This window comes from Kitasatospora sp. NPDC057904, assembly GCF_042887925.1.
Classification (GTDB): Bacteria; Actinomycetota; Actinomycetes; order Streptomycetales; family Streptomycetaceae; genus Kitasatospora.
On sequence record NZ_JBHVOL010000001.1, the window covers coordinates 618,696 to 634,433 of the forward strand.

The window sequence follows — 15,738 nt, forward strand, 5'->3', positions numbered from 1 at the left end:
AGGAGCTGATCGTGAACTCGCCGCGGTTCGCCGTCGAACGGGCCATCCCGCTAGGCAGCATCACCCTCGAAGTGATGACCGACGCGGTAGAACGGATCCTCATCAAGGCCGGGTGGATCGTGGACCGGACCCTGATCGGTGTCCACGACTCGGCGATCAAGATCCGCGATCGGATCCCAACCGACGATTAACCCCAGGCGCTGGCTGGAACCCCCTGCGGCCGTCCCTCGCACGAGGCGGACCAGTCGCACCGATCACACGATGTCGACGAGTTCGCTGAAGTGGTTCGGCTCGTGCCGACCGGGAAGGTAAAACCCGAACTGCTCCGGGCGGCGTGAGCGGTTGCGCCTCTTCTGCAGGACGTCCTGCTGGAGTACCGGCGGCTCGCCGGTCAGGGCACCGGGACGCGGTAGGGCTCCGGGGCCGGCTCGGCCCGGTGGTGGTGGGCCGGGCGGAGCGGCCACCAGAGGGCGCGGCCGAGCAGGGCGGCGACGGCGGGCACCAGGACCAGGGACAGGACGGCGGCGGAGAGCAGGATGCCGAGCGTCAGCGCGAAGGCGACCTGTTCGCTGCCCGGGGTGGCGGCGAGGGTCGCGAAGGAACCGGCCAGGACCAGGCCGGCCGTGGCGATGGCGGGCGTGGTGTGCCGTACGGCACGGGCGACGGCGGCGCGGGGCGGGCCGGGGCGCTGCATCTCCTCGCGGATCCGGTCGGTGATGAGGATGTTGTAGTCGGTGCCCAGTGCCACGACGAACAGGAACAGCACCAGCGGGAGGGTGAAGCTGACGCCCGGTTCGCCCAGCCCGTGCTGGAACAGCAGGGTCGCGGCGCCGAGGGTGGCGGCGAAGCCGAGCCCAACGGAGACCATCAGGACCAGCGGGGCGAGCAGGCTGCGCAGGAGCAGCAGCAGGATCAGGGCGATCAGGGCGGCCGCGACCGGGAAGACGATCGTCAGGTCGTGGTCGACGGCGGTGGAGATGTCGGCGAAGATCGCCGCCGTGCCGCCCACATGGGCGCTGGTCCCGGCGGGTGTGTGGGCGGCGACCGTGGCGCGGACCGGGCCGGAGGCCAGGTCGCGGGCGCGTCGGCTCTGCGGGTCTGCGGTCAGGTAGAGGTCGATCCGGGCGGCGCGCCGGTCCCCGTTGAGGACGGTGCCGCCCGTCTTGCCGACGCCCTCGACCTGGGTGAGGGCGTGGGAGAGGCCGTCGAGCCGGCCGGGGGTGAGGGTGGTGCCGTCCGTGGTGACGACGTAGACGCTCGTCGGGTCGGAGACGCCGGCCGGCAGGGTGCGGGAGATCTCGGCGGCGGTGGCGGCGGCCGGGGTCCGGTCGCCGGCGCCGCCGAGGCCGTAGTCCATCCGGATCCCGGTCATCCCGGCGGCCAGTGCGCCGAGCAGGGCGAGGGCGGCGAGCAGCATCGGCAGTGGCCGCCGGGCAACGAGCGCGCCGAAGCGGGCGGCGAAGCCCTCGCCCGGCTGGCGGCGCAGGCTGCGGGAGGGCCAGAACATGCCGCGGCCGCAGGCGGCGAGCAGGGCGGGCATCATGGTGAGGCTGCCCAGCAGCATGACCAGGACGGCGACGGCGATGGCCGGGCCGAGCGAGCGGAACTGGCCGAAGCTGGCCACGCCGAGGGTGGCGAAGGCGGCGACGATGGTCAGCGCGGCCGAGGTGATCGCGGTGCCCACCCGGGCGGTCACCTGGGCGGCGGCTTCGCGGGCGGGCTGCTCGGGCCGGGCCCGCAGGTGCTCGCGGAAGCGGAAGAGCAGGAAGAGCAGGTAGTCGACGCCGATGCCGAGCAGGACCACGGAGACCAGCCCGGGGGTGCCGGCGTCGAGCTTGAGGCCGGTCAGCGTCGCGGCGACGGCCACGGCTCCGCCCGCCACGCTGCCGATCATGGCGACGGCGAGCAGCGGCAGCAGGGCCGCCGCCACGCTGCGGAACACCAGCACGTTGAGCAGGACGATCAGCCCCATGACGAGCGCGCTGCCGACCGTCGCGGCAGTGCGGTGGGAGTCGGCGGTGTCCACGGCGTCGGCCAGTCCCCCGGTGAACCCGGTGCGCATCCCGGCGTCGGCGAACCGGGCCCGGGTGGCGTCCCGGAACGCCCGGTAGACGCCCTGGACGCCCTCGTCCGCGGCGTTGCCGGTCAGTTCGGCGGAGAGCAGTTCGAAGCTGCGGTCGGGCGCCACCATGGCCGGGGCGACCCGTGGGGTCTGGGACCGGTCGGGGACGAGGAAGGCCGGCTCGTCGTCCTTCCTGGGCATGACGACCCGGCGCTGGGCGAGCTTCGCCGCCTCGGCCTCGACCCGCTGCTGGTCGGCGGCGGTGAGCGCCTCGCCGTCGGTCCTGGCGACCAGAACCGTGACCGTGGTGGCGTCGGGTTTCATCCCGAAGTCGTCCTCGGCGATCCGCAGTGCGGCGGCCGAGTCGTAGCTCTTGGGCAGGAAGTCCCCGGTCTGGGACTGGGTGACCCGGGCGAGCAGCATCGGGCTCAGCAGGGCCAGGGAGATTCCCAGCACCACCCAGAGGGCGATCACCTTCCACGGGTTCCTGGTTGAGTATCCGGTCAGTGCACGGATCACGGTTTCCTCCGGCGGTGGACGCGAGCGTCCGCAGGGTCGGTCTCGGCTGCGGGGGTTCCCGGCCGGGTTCCAGACCATCACCCGGGGTGGGCCGAGGACGTCCCTGCGACGGACGATCCACACCGGGGCCCCTGCTCCTCGGCCGGGCCCGGACCCGGGACCGTGGTCCTGGTCCGGGCTCCGTGATCGGCCGTGGGGACCATGCAGGGGCGGGGTGGGTCGATGCCAGAATGGGGTCATCGGGCCTGATCAGGGCCGATGACGGTTGGATCAGGGCCGATGACGGTTGGTCGGGGCCTGATCGGGGCCTGGCCGGGGCTCATCGGAGCCCGGTCGGGGCTCAACGGGGCTCAACGGTAGGGCGCGGCGCGGGCCGGGCGCGGAGGGGAACGGATATGGGCGGGCGTCAGCGTCCCGGGGCGGAGGCGGCACTCGGGGCGGAGCGGGCAGACCCGGCGGACCCGGCGGACTCCGACGGTGCGCCGTGGACGCGCGCCGACGCGCTGCTGGCCGTCGGTGCCTGCACCATCGACCTGCTCGGCTACCTGGTGTTCAACGGGGATGCCGGTGACCACGGGGCGAGCCTGACGGGTTTCCTCCTGGTCACGCTGTCGGCCCTGCCGCTGCTCGCCCGGCGCAGCCGCCCGGTCGCGACGCTGGCCGGCGTCCTGGTGCTGCAGTCGGCGGCCGACCTGTCCGCGCCGGCGAGCCCCCACTTCGGCGCCGCGCTGGTGGTCGCCCTGTATTCGGTGGCCAGGGCCCGCACCGCCCTGGAGACGGCGGCAGCCTCGGTGGTGACGTCGGTGCTGACAGTGCTGAGCCAGAGCCACCTGCGGATGCCCGCCTGGCAGGCGGTCGTCAGCGCCCCCGTCTCCGCCCTGCTCGTGGTCGGCGCCGGCCTCGCCGTGGCGCGCTGGCAGCGGGAGGTCGCGGCCAACCGCAAGCTGCTGGCCGACCGCGCTGTGGCCGATGAACGCCGCCGCATCGCACGGGAGTTGCACGACATCGTGGCGCACCACATCACCACCATGCAGCTGATGGCCGGCGGCGCCCGGGCCAACCTCGCCCACCCGGAGGTGGTCCGGGACGCCCTGGTCACCCTGGAGTCCTCCGGGCGACTGGCCCTGCGGGAGATGCGCCAGCTCCTGGACGTCCTGCGGGCCGGCGACGAACCGGACACCGCCCCGCCCTCGCCCCAGCCCGGGGCCGAGGACCTGGGCCGGCTGGTGGACGAGTCCCGGGTAGCCGGCCTGCCGACCGACTTCGGCGTCCAGGGGCCCCGCCGCCCGCTGCCGCCCACTGTCGGCCTGACCGTGTTCCGGATCGTCCAGGAGGGCCTCACCAACGCCCGCAAGCACGCCGGGCCCGCCCGCGCGACCGTCACCCTGACGTACGGTCCGGACCGGGTCACCGTCGAGGTGCGCGACGACGGGGGCACAGCGGACACGGCGGGCACGGCGGGCACGGGCGGCGCCGCACCGCAGGAGGCGGTGCCGGCCGGCGGCCGGAGCGGGTACGGCCTGATCGGCATGCGCGAGCGCGTCGCCCTGCACGGCGGCACCCTGCGGACCGGACCACGTCCGGAGGGCGGCTTCGCCGTCCTGGCCGACCTGCCACTGGCCCCGGAGGAAACGGCCGACGCGGCCGTCCAGCACGGAACGGCGACGGCCCGGTGAGCGCGCACGGCGACGGCCCGGTGGGCGCGGCGGCACCGGGCATCCGGGTCCTCATCGCGGACGACCAGCCGCTGGTGCGGCGCGGCCTGTCCCTGATCCTCTCCCCCGACCCGTCCTTCGAGGTGGTGGGCGAGGCCGAGAACGGGGAACAGGCCGTCACCGCCGCCCGCCTGCTGCGCCCCGACGTCGTGGTGATGGACATCAGGATGCCCGTGCTCGACGGGGTCGGCGCGACCCGGGAGCTGGCCCGCACCCTCCCCTCCTGCCGAGTCCTCGCCCTCAGCACCTTCGACATGGACGAGTACGTGGTGGCCGCGCTGCGCGCCGGCGCCCACGGGTTCCTGCCCAAGGACGTTTCGCCGGAGGAACTGGGCGCGGCGATCCGCACCGTCCACGCCGGCGAGGCGGTGGTCGCCCCGCGCCTGCTCACCCGGCTGATCTCCACCTACGTCCGGGCCCCGGTCGGCGCCTTGCCGCCGGTCACCGACACGGGCGGGCTGACGCCCCGGGAGGTCGAGGTGTGGCGGCTGATGGCCACCGGCCTCGACAACACCGAGATCGCCCGGGCCCTGGACATCAGCCTGTCGACGGTGAAGAACTACATCACCAGCATCTTCGGCAAGCTCGACGTCCGGGACCGCGCCCAGGCGGTCATCGCGGCCTACGAGTCCGGCCTGGTCACGGCGCGCACGGGAGGCGGGTAGCGGGGGCTTTCCGTCTGCGGGCCCTTGTCGACCGCGAGCTCTGCCCGCCCGGGTCCTGGACCGAGGATCGGGACCGCTGCCGCGCGGCGAAGATCCCCGACGAGCGGGAGTTCCACACCAAGGGCCGGCTCGCCAAGGCCCTGGTCCTACGGGCACTCGCCTCCCCACTGCCCGCCGCCCGGGTCACTGCCGACTCGGCTTACGGATGGGAAGGACGCTTCCGCCGACTGCTGGAACAGTCCGTTGTCGGCTATGTCCTGGCAGTGCCCAAGTCCCAGTTCGGCGTGGGCTGTCCACGCATCGACTGGCTGTTCTCCCAGGCCCCGGCCGACGCCTGGCAGCGGATCTCGTGCGGTGCCCGCGACGCACCGGACTTTCCCGCGGTGCATGCTCACGATCACCGCCACGCCGACGAACGGCCACAGCCCGACCAGTTACCGAACACGCCTCAGCGCGGGGTCGTGTCGTCGGCCTCGAACGGGCCGCCGTGGCCGGGCACGATCAGGTCCGCCGCAGCCAGCACCCGCAGCCGTGAGGCGCGCAGCAGTTCGCGGTCCGGGGCTACCGGATCGTCCGCCGGGCCGTGCGTGTGCCACCACAGGTCGCCGGCGAAGGCGACGACGCCCGAGTCCGTGCCCGCCAGCAGCGTGATGTCCTCGGGGCTGTGGCCTGGGGTGCGGATCAGGCGCAGCGAGGGGGTGAGTTCGTAGCCTTCTGCGTCCCGGTTCTTCCACTGGTCGCCCTGGTACTCCACCTTGTGGTCGTGTACCCGGGCGCGGCGGAAGAGGCCGACGTTCATGGTGTTGTCCGGGTGGTGGTGGCTGAGTACCACGTCGGTGATGTCTTCGGGGGTCAGGCCCAGTTCCGCGAGCGGGGCGAGGATGTGGTCGGGGCTTGCCACCATGCCCGGGTCGAAGATCACGTGTCGTCCTGCGTCGGAGATGTAGGAGACGGTTGCGGCGACTCCGGGGCCGGTGGATCCCACGTAGCCGGTGGTCAGGACCTTGTATGTGGCGCTGCGGCCGAGCGGTGCGTCTGTCATGGCCTCAATCCTTCCGGGTGCGGCGGTGGTTCACGAGTGGCACTGATGCCCTTGATCGCAGGATTCGTGCCAGGTGTGCCAGACTGCGACGGTGCCGCCTTTCAAGACCGTCGCCGCGTACGCCCCTCCTGGTGTCGGCCTGCTCGCCGCCGGCATCGTCACCGAGGTGTTCGGTCCCCATGGGGCGGAGCTGCCCGGGTTCGACTTCGCCCTGTGCGCCGACCGGCCCGGACCGGTGCCGACGGACTGCGGCGTGCCGCTGTCCGTCGCGCACGGGCTGGACCGGCTCGCCGGCGCCGATCTGCTCATCGCCCTGCCCGGGACCGCATTCCGCGCACCACCGGCCCCGGCTGTGCTCGACGTGCTGAGGGCCGCGCACGAGCGCGGCGCCACAGTCGCGGCCCACTGCGTCGGCACGTTCGCGCTCGCCGCCGCCGGACTGCTCGACGGCCGTCGGGCGACCACCCACTGGCGGTTCGCCGAACTCCTCGCCGACCGCCACCCGCAGGTCACCGTGGAAGCCGGCGCGCTCTACATCGACGAAGGGAGCGTCGTCACGGGTGCCGGAGCAGCCGCGGGCTTCGACCTGTGCCTCCACCTGCTGAGGCGCGAGTACGGCGCCGCGCTCGCCAACGCCGTCGCCCGGGACATGGTGCTGCCGTCCCACCGCGACGGCGGTCAGGCCCAGTACCTGGCCGCGCCCGTCCCCGAGGACGGCCGGGACGAGCGGCTCGCCGAGGTCCTCGGCTGGGCCCGCGAGCACCTCCACGAGCCGCTGCCCGTCACGGAACTGGCCCGCCGCGCCATGATGAGCAAACGCTCCTTCGCCCGCCGCTTCACCGCGGCGACCGGTACCACCCCGCACGCCTGGCTGCGAAGCCTGCGGCTGAGCAGAGCCGAGGAACTCCTCGAAACCACGGACCTCCCGGTCGAAGAGGTCGCCCGCCGGGTCGGCTACGGCAGCGCGGCCGTGCTGCGCGAGCAGTTCGTGCGGCGCCGAGGGGTGCCTCCCCGCTCCTACCGGCGCGCCTTCACCAGCGCACCGAAGCGAACCGGGCAAGCCACCGCCGGATGAGCAACGAACTCGTCCTCGTCCGCGACACCGCCCGCTGATCACCCGCCGGCCGAGCCCCTGGGCCGGCGCCTCCGGAAGCTCGAATTCCCCCGAGACCGGTACGTATCAGGGGCGACTCCGGGGCGGCTGGGGGCTGATCCCTGATGGCTGGACAGTCAGCCTCCGGCAGGCTCGAGGCATGACTTCCGAAACCTTGCCGACCAACCGCGCGACCGCCACCCTGAAGGGCCGCAGGAGGCGGCTGCCGCTCGCGGGGCTGGCCTGCATGGCTCTCACCGCAGTGGTCCTGAGCGCCGCTGCCCCGGCTCTCGCCGCGCCGGCCGGGCGCCCCGCAGCCGTCGCGGCGGCCTCCGAGGCGTCTCTTACCGAGCTGAACGTGGCTGCGCTCCGGGCGGCGGTCGCAGGTGCCCCTGCCACCACGACAGCGGTGCTGGCCCGGGTCAGCGGGCCGGCCGGGCACTGGACGGGAACGTCCGGGGTCGCCGATGTGACGACGGGGGAGGCCGTCCCGGTCGACGGCCGGTTCCGCCTCGGCAGCGTCACCAAGATGTTCATCGGGACCGTGGTGTTCCAGCTGGCCGCGGAGGGCCAGGTCGATCTAGACCGTCCTGTCCAGGAGTACCTGCCGGACGTGCTGCCCGCCGACTACCCGGCGATCTCCGTGCGCCAACTGCTCGACTACACCAGCGGTCTGCCCGAGCTGACGGCACAGGACCTGCCGACCGACCCGCAGGGGATCGTCGAGCACCGGCTCGACGACCACTCCTTCGGCGAGTTGGTCGCCATGGCGGTCAAGCATCCCCGGCTCTTCGACCAGCCCGGCACCATGCAGAGCTACGGGGCCACCGGCTACTACCTCGCCGCGATGCTCGTGGAGAAGCTGACCGGCCGGAGCTACCAGCAGGAGATCACCGACCGGATCCTGCTGCCGCTGGATCTGCGGCACACCACCGCGCCCGAGACGGACACGACCATTCCCGGTCCGCACACCCACGGCTACATCGACCTCTCCCCCGCACATGACAAGAGCGGGCTGGTCGACATCACCGAGCAGAATCCGGGCGCCGGAGGCATGATCTCCACGACGGCGGACCTGGACCGATTCCTGACGGCGCTCTTCCGGGGACGGCTCCTGCCGCCCGCGCAGCTCGACGAGATGTTCACCGTCCCCGATGTCCCCTACCTGGGTGGCAGTGACCAGGACCCGGGCCGCGGCCGGGCCTTCTACGGCGCGGGCCCGATGCGTGTCACCCTCCCCGACGGCGTGACCGTGTGGGGCAAGACCGGCAGTACGTTCGGCTACACCGACGGCATGTTCGCCACCCGTGACCTGAAGCGCCGGCTCGTCTACTCCTTCAACCCCATCACCGGAGGCGGCAACGACCGCCGCCTCGTCAACCAGATCATCTCGGCGGCCTTCAACGCGTGAGCGGACGGAGAGGTACCACCGGTTCCCGACGTCGCCCGGTGGTGCTGTACGGCGACACCTTCTTCGTCCCGTGGTTGCCGTTGCCATGTCCCCGGCCTTCAAGGGACCCGAGCACGACGAGCAGAGCGCATGGCCGAGCGAACGATCTACCTCGATCCGGATCGACGCGATCCACGGTCCCGAAGATCCATGTCCGGTCCTCCCACGGGAGCCTCGTCAGCGGACGACGTCGAACACGTTCTTCTGCAGGCCGTTGGCGTAGGTCTCGTGCTCGACGAGCTTGAGCTTCTGGGTGTCCTTGTCGGTGGCGCTGAACAGGCGCTTTCCGGCGCCGAGGAGCAGCGGGAAGACGAGGAGGTGGTAGCGGTCGATGAGGCCGGCGTCCGAGAGGGCCTGGTTGAGGGCGGCGCTGCCGTGGACGATGATCGGGCCGCCTTCGGTCTCCTTCAGTGCGGCGACCTCGTCGAGCGAGCGGAGGATGGTGGTCTCGCCCCAGTTCGACACCAGGTCACCGTCGGTGAGAGTGGTGGAGACGACGTACTTCGGCATCACCTTGTAGTCGGCGAAGTCCTCCATGCCGGGCCACACCGGGCTGAATGCCTCGTAGCTGGTCCGGCCCAGCAGCATGGCGGTGGCTTCCTTCTGCTCCTGGCCCTTGATGCCGAACGCCTCGGGAAGGAACTCCGTGTGCTTGAAGGTCCAGCCGGTGTTGCGGTAGCCGGGTTCGCCGCCGGGGGCCTCGACGACGCCGTCGAGCGAGATGAAGGCGGTGCTGATCAGAGTACGCATCTGGGGTTCCTCGGTGTCTCGTGTCAGGTTCTCGGTTGATTCAATCGGTGCGCGCATCGATCGCAGTCGCGGCCGAGGCGCACCAGCCGTGATCTATGACTGTGGATCACAGCAAAACTCATCGCTCGTCGCCGATTCTCCACAGGCTCCTCGGGTTCAACGGCCCGAGCGGTTCGCCACGGAGGTCGTCCAGGACCTCGGCGATAGGCCGCCACCCGGGTCTACTCCACCGCCGCCTACTGGGCCGCCGCCGCCTTCGGCTGCCGTTCGGTGTCTGCCCGAAGTTCGGTGCCGTCGTGGCCGCGATCCCGGGCGGGGTGCTCGGCGGGATCACCGTCATCCTGTACGGCATGATCGGCCTGCTCGGCGCGCAGATCTGGATCACCGCCAAGGTGGACCTGCGCAACCCGCTGAACCTGGTGCCGGCCGCCGCGGGCATCATCATCGGCATCGGCAACGTCTCCATGAAGTTCACCGACACCTTCAGCCTCAGCGGCATCGCGCTGGGCACCATCGTCGTCATCACCGGCTACCACGCGCTGCGGGCGCTGGCCCCGGCGCACCTCAAGGCGCAGGAGCCGCTGCTGGACTCGGGCACGTCCTCCTACGACGCCGAGGAAGCGGGTGGGGCGGGCCCGACGAGGTAGGCGGACCGGCCCGTGCTATGGGCCCCGGCGGAGTGACGAGCGTCACCTCCGCCGGGCGTCCGGGCCGGCGGGACGGCTCCAGGCCCCGTGCGACACGGGCGGGCGGCCCGCCGGCACGGCCGGAAGGCCCGTCCGCTTCGGGACCTTCGTCGGGAATCCGGCCGACCTTCGGCCCGGTGGCGAGCCCGGTGCACCGGGGCAACCGTGGACGGTCGCCTTCGGGCGGCGGCGCCGTCCGACCGGGCGGCGTCCGTCCTGTCGTCTACCCGGCGCACGGCGCGCGAACAGCGCCGCCGTACGCTCCGGAGGATCCCCGAGACCATGTCCCGGACCATCGACAACGCCCCCTATACCGCCTTCCACCGCAGGCTGGCCCTCGCCTGTTCCGGTGGGCCGCTGCTCGACGGCTACATCCTGAGCATCGTCGGCGTCGCCCTCATCGGGATGCGGCCCGACCTCGGCCTGTCCACCGCGGAGGTCAGCCTGATCGGCGCCGCCGCCCTGGTGGGCATGTTCGTCGGCGGCGCCCTGTTCGGCGTGCTGACCGACAAGATCGGCCGGGAGGTGATGTACACCGCCGACCTGCTGGTCATGGTCGCCTGCTCGGTGCTCTCCTTCTGGGTCGACGCGGTGTGGGCGATCGCCGTGCTGCGCTTCGTGCTCGGCATGGCCGTGGCCGCCGACTACCCCATCGCCACCTCCCTGCTGGCCGAGTGGCTGCCCGCCAAGCACCGCGGGCGCCTCCTCGGCCAGCAGATCGTCGCGTGGTACGCCGGTTCGGTCCTCGCCTACGTGGTGGGCTACCTGTTCCTGGAGCTGGCCGGTCCCGGCAGTTGGCGGTGGATGCTGGCGAGCTCGACGGTGCTGTGCGTGGTCTTCCTCGTGATCCGCCGCGGCTCCCCCGAGTCTCCGCGCTGGCTGGCCGCCAACGGGCGGGTCGGTGACGCCGTCCGCCTGGTCGAGAAGCACCTCGGCGTGCGGGTGGACGGCCGGGAGCTGATGCCCGAGGCCGTCGGCGCCGCACGGCGCCCCGGCGGCCTCCGGCTGCTGATGACCCCGCCGTACCGCCGCCGCACCCTGTTCTGCGGCCTGTTCTTCCTCTGCCAGGTGGGCCCGCTGTTCGCGATGCTCACCTTCGGCCCGCAGATCCTCTCCTCGTTCGGCATGCCGGGCGGCACCGTGATGGAGACTCTCGGCACCGGGCTGATCAGCCTCGTGTTCCTGCTCGGCTGCTACCCCGCCCTGCGGCTGATCGATACCAAGGGCCGACGCCCCGTCATCATCTGGTCGTTCGCGCTCATGACCGTCCCGCTCGCGCTGCTGGGCGTGTGGCCCACCGCGCCGGCCGCCGTCGCGCTCACCGCGCTGTGCGCGTACGCCTTCCTGTGCGGCGGGCCCAACGTGCTCGACTGGACCTACCCCAACGAGCTCTTCCCGACCGAGATCCGGGCCACCGCCGTGGGCGTGGCCACCTCGGTGAGCCGGATCGGCGCGGCCGTCGGCACCTACCTGCTGCCGCTGTCGCTGACCGGGCTCGGCACCGGCCCGACCATGCTGATCGCGGCCGGGACCACGGCGCTCGGGCTCCTGGTGTGCGTGCTGTGGGCCGAGGAGACGCGCGGGACGGCGCTGGGCGCCACGCCGACGCCGGCGGGCACGGCGGCCGTCCCGGCGCAGCGGGTGCCGCAGGCGGTGCGCTGACGACACGTGGGTCGGCGGCGTTGCCCGGGAAGCCCCGGGCAGCGCCGCCTGCGCGTCATCAGTGCCCCTGCGGGGCGGACGGGTTGAGGACCGCGCCCAGGAGGCGGTTGGACAGCGGGCTCGGGGCGGAGAAGTCGGGGCTGAGGTTGGAAATGGAGTAGACGGCGCGGATCGACAGGTCGCGGGTGGCGAACATGCCGTTGGCGTAGCCGTCGTCGTGGCCGGTCTTTCCCCAGAGCACGGTGCCGTTCGGCAGCGGGGTGGACATCAGGCCGGCGCCGAAGCAGGCCACCTTGTCGCAGGAGGTGCCGCCGACGAACGGCACGGGCTTGCCCTCGGTGTCCCTGGGCACGGCGAAGAGCTCGTTCTGCTGTGCGGCGGGCAGCAGACGGCCCTGGAGGAGGGCGGTGATGAAGTGGTCCAGGTCGGCGGTGGTGGAGATCATGTTGGACGGGGTGCCGCCCTGCTCGCTGACGTCCACCGCGTCGCCCTGGCTGTCGGTCATGTAGCCGTGGAGGTAGGGGCGGGGCATCTCGGGGTCGTCCTCGGGCACCGAGGTCTGGTCGAGGTGCAGCGGTTCCAGGATCCGGCCGGTGATCTCGTCCCTGAAGGAGTCGCCGGTGGTCTGCTCGATCAGCTTGCCCCCGATCCGGAAGGCGAGGGAGTTGTACTCCTGCTTGGTGCCGGGGTCGAAGTGCGGGCCGGGCCACGGGCGGTCGGCGGGGCGCAGGGTGTCCTGGATGACCTCGTCGAAGGTCCGGTAGGAATAGCGGTCGGCGATCGTGTCGTCGACGCCGTCGGCGGGCTTGCCCTCGTCCACGTCCGGCAGGCCGCTGGTGTAGTCGACCAACTCGCGGACGGTGACCGGGGCGAAGGTGTCGGGGAGCAGGCCGGGCAGGTAGCGCTGGACGGTCTGGTCGAGGTCGAGCCGGCCCTCGGCGGCGAGCTGGAGGATGACGGTCGTCTCGAACACCTTGGAGATGCTGCCGGCGTGGAAGTGCGCGTTCTCCGGGATCTTGCGGCCGGTCTGGGAGTCGACGGTGGAGCCCGTCCACAGCCGACCCGGCTCGGCGACCCGGACGACCGCACCGGCGGCGCCGTCACCGGGCCGGGTCTGGATGGCGGCCTCCAGCGCGGCGGGGTTCAGCGGCGGGAACGCCGTCGTGGTACTCGGACCCCCCTCGGCGAAGGCCTGGGCCCCCGACACGACGGTGACGCCGGTCAGGACGGAACAGGCCAGGCCGAGGGCGGCGGCGCGGCGGACGAGGGGATTCATGTGGCACTCCATGGAGTGATTCGGGTTGAGCTCTGGTCGCTTGGCTACGAGATCGATCGTGCTCGGCCCTCGCCCGGACGGGTATCGGGAACAACCCTGAACGACCCCCGACCCACCGCGCCGCCGTGTCAGGGTGACCACCCATCAGCTCGCGGCACGGTTCGGCCGTCGCCGAACTGTTCCGCGCCTAGCGTGGCCCCATGACGATCTCCGAACCGTCCGTCCGCAGCGTCCATGACGTCCACGGCGTCCACGGCGTCAGCTCGTACGCCGACGCCCGCGCCGTGCTCGAACAGCCCCTGCTGGTCCCCGAACCCGCCGCCGGCGCGGCGGACTCCCCCGTCGGCTCCCTGGCCTGGCTGCGCGCGACCGTCGCCCGGTTCACCGGCGACGAGCAGGTGCACGCGCGTCGGCGCGCCCACGCCGAGGCCGGACTGGCCGGGCTGGACCCGGAGCAACTCCGGCTCGCCGAAGCCGGTTCGGCGGCGGGTGCGGACGACAGGCGCGGCGACGACCGGCCCGCGGACAACCGGCACGCGGACGACCGGCACGCGGTGGTCCGCACCCTGGCGGAGGCGCTCGGGCTGCCACGGCCGGACGCGGTGGCCGAGGCGGTCGTCGCCGTCTCGGCGGGGTACTTCGGCGGCACGCTGACGCCCGTCGAGGCGAAGGCCGCCGACGAGGCCGTCGCCCTGCTGCTGGCCCACGTCGGCGACAACGGAAGCCCGGAGGCCGCGGCGCAGCGGATCGGGCTGCTGGTCCAGGCGTGCGACGCGACGGCCCGCCTGGTCGAACACGCCCGCCGCGCGACGCCGGACGGGCTGCCGGCCGGCGGCGCGGCGGGCGTCCTCGGCGAGGTGCTGCGGTACGACCCGCCGGTGCCGGCGCTGCGCCGCCGGGCGGTCGCGGACGTCCGTGTCGGGGAGCGTGAAGTCCGGTCCGGTGAGGCCGTGTTGATCGACGTGGCCGCCGCCCAGCGGGACGCGCCGGACCTCCTCGTCTTCGGCGCCGGCCCGCACCGCTGCCCCGGCCGGGCCCACGCGCTGGCGCTCGCCGCCGGGCTGCTGGAACGGAACGGCCGGGCCGGGCACGTCGCCACGGCGCCGGGCGCCTGACCCGGGAAACTGGGGCGACCAACGCCCCGCACGCAGCCCACCACCTCGCCTTCTCAGGAGCAGCCATGACCAGCACCGCTTCCACCAACGCCGCTTCCACCAAAGCCACTTCCGCCAACACCGCCGCCGCCAACGCTGCCGCCTTCCGCGAGCTGCACGACCGCCCCGGTGAGCCCCTGCTGCTGCCGAACGCCTGGGACCACGCCTCCGCCGCCGCCCTGGCCGCCGCCGGATTCCCCGCCATCGCCACCACGAGCCTGGGCGTCTCCGCCGCGGCCGGACTGCCGGACGGCACCGGCGGGACGCGCGCCGAAATGCTCCAGCTCGCCCGCAGGTTCGGCCACGGGAGGTTCCTGTTCACCGTCGACATCGAGAACGGCTACAGCGACGACCCGGCCGAGGTCGCCGACCTCGCCGCCGAGCTCGCCGAGACCGGCGCGGTCGGCGTCAACCTCGAGGACGGCCGCGCCGACGGCGGCCTCACCCCGCCGCACGTGCACGCCGCGAAGATCGCCGCGATCAAGGCGGCCGTCCCCCTGCTCTTCGTCAACGCCCGTACCGACACCCACTGGCAGCGCGAGCCGGACACCGCCGAGACGGTGTCCCGCCTGGCGGCCTACCAGGACGCGGGCGCGGACGGCGTGTTCGTCCCCGGCCTGACCGACCCGGCGGCCATCGCCGAGGTGGTGGCCGCGATCCCGCTCCCGCTCAACCTCCTCGCCCCGACCGGCGGCCCGTCCCTCAAGGCCCTCGCCGACCTCGGCGTCCGCCGCGTCAGCCTGGGCGGCCTGCTCTTCCGCATCGCCCTCGGCGCGGCCGTGGACGCCGCCGTCGCCCTGCGCACGGACGGCGTCCTCCCCGCGATGCCGAACGTCCCCGGCTACGCGGCGATCCAGGCGCTCGCGGAGTGATCCCCTGACGGGGCCCGGCTCTCCGGACCGCGTCGGCACCCGGCGCCCTCGGCATGACCCGGACGGACCCAACTTGCGTGGAAAGGAGGGCAATTCGTCCGTGCTGCGGAGTCGGCCCGGGCACCCCGGCCGCGAGGCCGTCGACCATCGGGTTGCCGGTGGTGGCCGCCCTGCTTCCCTGGCCGTGGCCGTGGTGGCACTGTGGGGGTGACTCCGCACGATCGGAGCGTGACACGTGACGACCGTCGTCTGGCTGACCGAGGGCACCTGGCCCGCCTGTGTCGACGCCGCGCGCGAGCATTCCCCGCCCGGCGCCGACATCGTCCTGCTGTACGTGCGCGACCCCGAGGTCCCCGGGGCCGCGCACGGCGCCTTCGGCCGCGGCCACCGGCGGGAGGACTCCGATCATCTCCCGGGCGACGGCTGGGGCGGCGACCCCGGCAGCCGTCTGGAACACCTCGCGGCCGCCTCCGGTGAACACCTCGTGCGCGCCGCCGCCGAGCGCCTCGACCTCCCCTGCACCGCCCAGGTGCGCACCGGCCGCGCCGAACGGGAGGTCGTCACCGCGTCCGAGGCCGCCGACCTCCTGGTCCTCGCCCGCGACGGCGACCGCACCCACCCCGGCCCGCGCAGCCTCGGCCCGGCCACCCGTCACGTCGTCGACCACGCCCCCTGCCCGGTCCTGCTCGTCTGGCCCTGACGGAGGACCCGCCGGGGCCCGCTGGCGGAGGTTCGGCCCGCGCCCGGCCACGCGCTCTCCCAACCGCTCCTCCGTCGGACCAAGTCGTCAAA

At 73.1% G+C, this 15,738-nt stretch carries 13 protein-coding genes and 2 pseudogenes; 11 read left to right on the forward strand and 4 right to left on the reverse strand.

The window, feature by feature from the left end:
* The first annotated feature begins 11 nt into the window (after positions 1-11).
* A complete protein-coding gene (locus ACFVSN_RS02880; RefSeq protein ID WP_387602863.1) occupies positions 12-191 on the forward strand; it encodes a hypothetical protein in 180 nt (59 codons plus the stop codon).
* A gap of 200 nt (positions 192-391) precedes the next feature.
* Here ACFVSN_RS02880 and ACFVSN_RS02885 read toward each other — a convergent pair whose 3' ends face one another.
* On the reverse strand, positions 392-2,536 hold the full coding sequence (locus tag ACFVSN_RS02885) for an MMPL family transporter (RefSeq protein ID WP_387953602.1): 2,145 nt from the start codon (positions 2,534-2,536) through the stop codon (positions 392-394).
* Positions 2,537-2,976: 440 nt separating this feature from the next.
* Between ACFVSN_RS02885 and ACFVSN_RS02890 the strand changes: the two genes are divergently transcribed.
* From ACFVSN_RS02890 to ACFVSN_RS02900, 3 genes and pseudogenes are all read left to right on the forward strand, one after another.
* On the forward strand, positions 2,977-4,257 hold the full coding sequence (locus tag ACFVSN_RS02890) for a sensor histidine kinase (protein WP_387602868.1): 1,281 nt from the start codon (positions 2,977-2,979) through the stop codon (positions 4,255-4,257).
* Positions 4,254-4,961: a response regulator gene (locus tag ACFVSN_RS02895; protein WP_387602871.1), complete on the forward strand. Its 708-nt coding sequence runs from the start codon at positions 4,254-4,256 to the stop codon at positions 4,959-4,961. The genes ACFVSN_RS02890 and ACFVSN_RS02895 overlap by 4 nt, the downstream gene beginning before the upstream one ends.
* Positions 4,962-4,975: 14 nt before the next feature.
* Positions 4,976-5,224: pseudogene (locus ACFVSN_RS02900) on the forward strand (transposase); the annotation flags it as partial.
* Between the two features lie 185 nt (positions 5,225-5,409).
* Here ACFVSN_RS02900 and ACFVSN_RS02905 read toward each other — a convergent pair.
* Positions 5,410-6,003, reverse strand: a complete 594-nt coding sequence (locus tag ACFVSN_RS02905; RefSeq protein WP_387602874.1) for an MBL fold metallo-hydrolase — start codon at positions 6,001-6,003, stop codon at positions 5,410-5,412.
* A gap of 91 nt (positions 6,004-6,094) precedes the next feature.
* On the opposite strand from ACFVSN_RS02905, the gene ACFVSN_RS02910 reads away from it, so the two are divergent.
* Complete coding sequence (locus ACFVSN_RS02910) at positions 6,095-7,078, forward strand: GlxA family transcriptional regulator (RefSeq protein ID WP_387602877.1); 984 nt, start codon at positions 6,095-6,097, stop codon at positions 7,076-7,078.
* A gap of 178 nt (positions 7,079-7,256) precedes the next feature.
* Positions 7,257-8,507, forward strand: coding sequence for a serine hydrolase domain-containing protein (locus tag ACFVSN_RS02915; RefSeq protein ID WP_387602880.1), 1,251 nt, complete (start codon positions 7,257-7,259; stop codon positions 8,505-8,507).
* Positions 8,508-8,723: 216 nt separating this feature from the next.
* Here ACFVSN_RS02915 and ACFVSN_RS02920 read toward each other — a convergent pair whose 3' ends face one another.
* Entirely contained in the window at positions 8,724-9,296 is a 573-nt protein-coding gene (locus tag ACFVSN_RS02920) for a dihydrofolate reductase family protein (RefSeq protein WP_380448478.1), read from the reverse strand.
* Between the two features lie 207 nt (positions 9,297-9,503).
* Between ACFVSN_RS02920 and ACFVSN_RS02925 the strand changes: the two are divergent.
* Positions 9,504-9,943: pseudogene (locus ACFVSN_RS02925) on the forward strand (solute carrier family 23 protein); the annotation flags it as partial.
* Positions 9,944-10,264: 321 nt separating this feature from the next.
* Positions 10,265-11,644, forward strand: a complete 1,380-nt coding sequence (locus tag ACFVSN_RS02930) for an MFS transporter (protein ID WP_380510283.1) — start codon at positions 10,265-10,267, stop codon at positions 11,642-11,644.
* A 58-nt stretch (positions 11,645-11,702) separates the two neighbouring features.
* Here the strand turns inward: ACFVSN_RS02930 and ACFVSN_RS02935 are convergent, their stop codons facing one another.
* The gene (locus ACFVSN_RS02935; RefSeq protein WP_387590611.1) at positions 11,703-12,920 is read right to left on the reverse strand and encodes a serine hydrolase domain-containing protein; all 1,218 of its coding nucleotides are present in this window, start codon (positions 12,918-12,920) and stop codon (positions 11,703-11,705) included.
* Between the two features lie 200 nt (positions 12,921-13,120).
* Here ACFVSN_RS02935 and ACFVSN_RS02940 point away from each other — a divergent pair, with 200 nt between their 5' ends.
* From ACFVSN_RS02940 to ACFVSN_RS02950, 3 genes are all read left to right on the forward strand, one after another.
* Positions 13,121-14,035, forward strand: coding sequence for a hypothetical protein (locus ACFVSN_RS02940; RefSeq protein ID WP_387590608.1), 915 nt, complete (start codon positions 13,121-13,123; stop codon positions 14,033-14,035).
* 65 nt (positions 14,036-14,100) lie between these two features.
* Positions 14,101-14,946 (forward strand): isocitrate lyase/phosphoenolpyruvate mutase family protein, encoded by an 846-nt coding sequence (locus ACFVSN_RS02945; RefSeq protein WP_387590605.1) that lies wholly within the window; start codon positions 14,101-14,103, stop codon positions 14,944-14,946.
* Between the two features lie 235 nt (positions 14,947-15,181).
* Complete coding sequence (locus tag ACFVSN_RS02950) at positions 15,182-15,646, forward strand: universal stress protein (protein ID WP_387590602.1); 465 nt, start codon at positions 15,182-15,184, stop codon at positions 15,644-15,646.
* Positions 15,647-15,738: the final 92 nt, after the last annotated feature.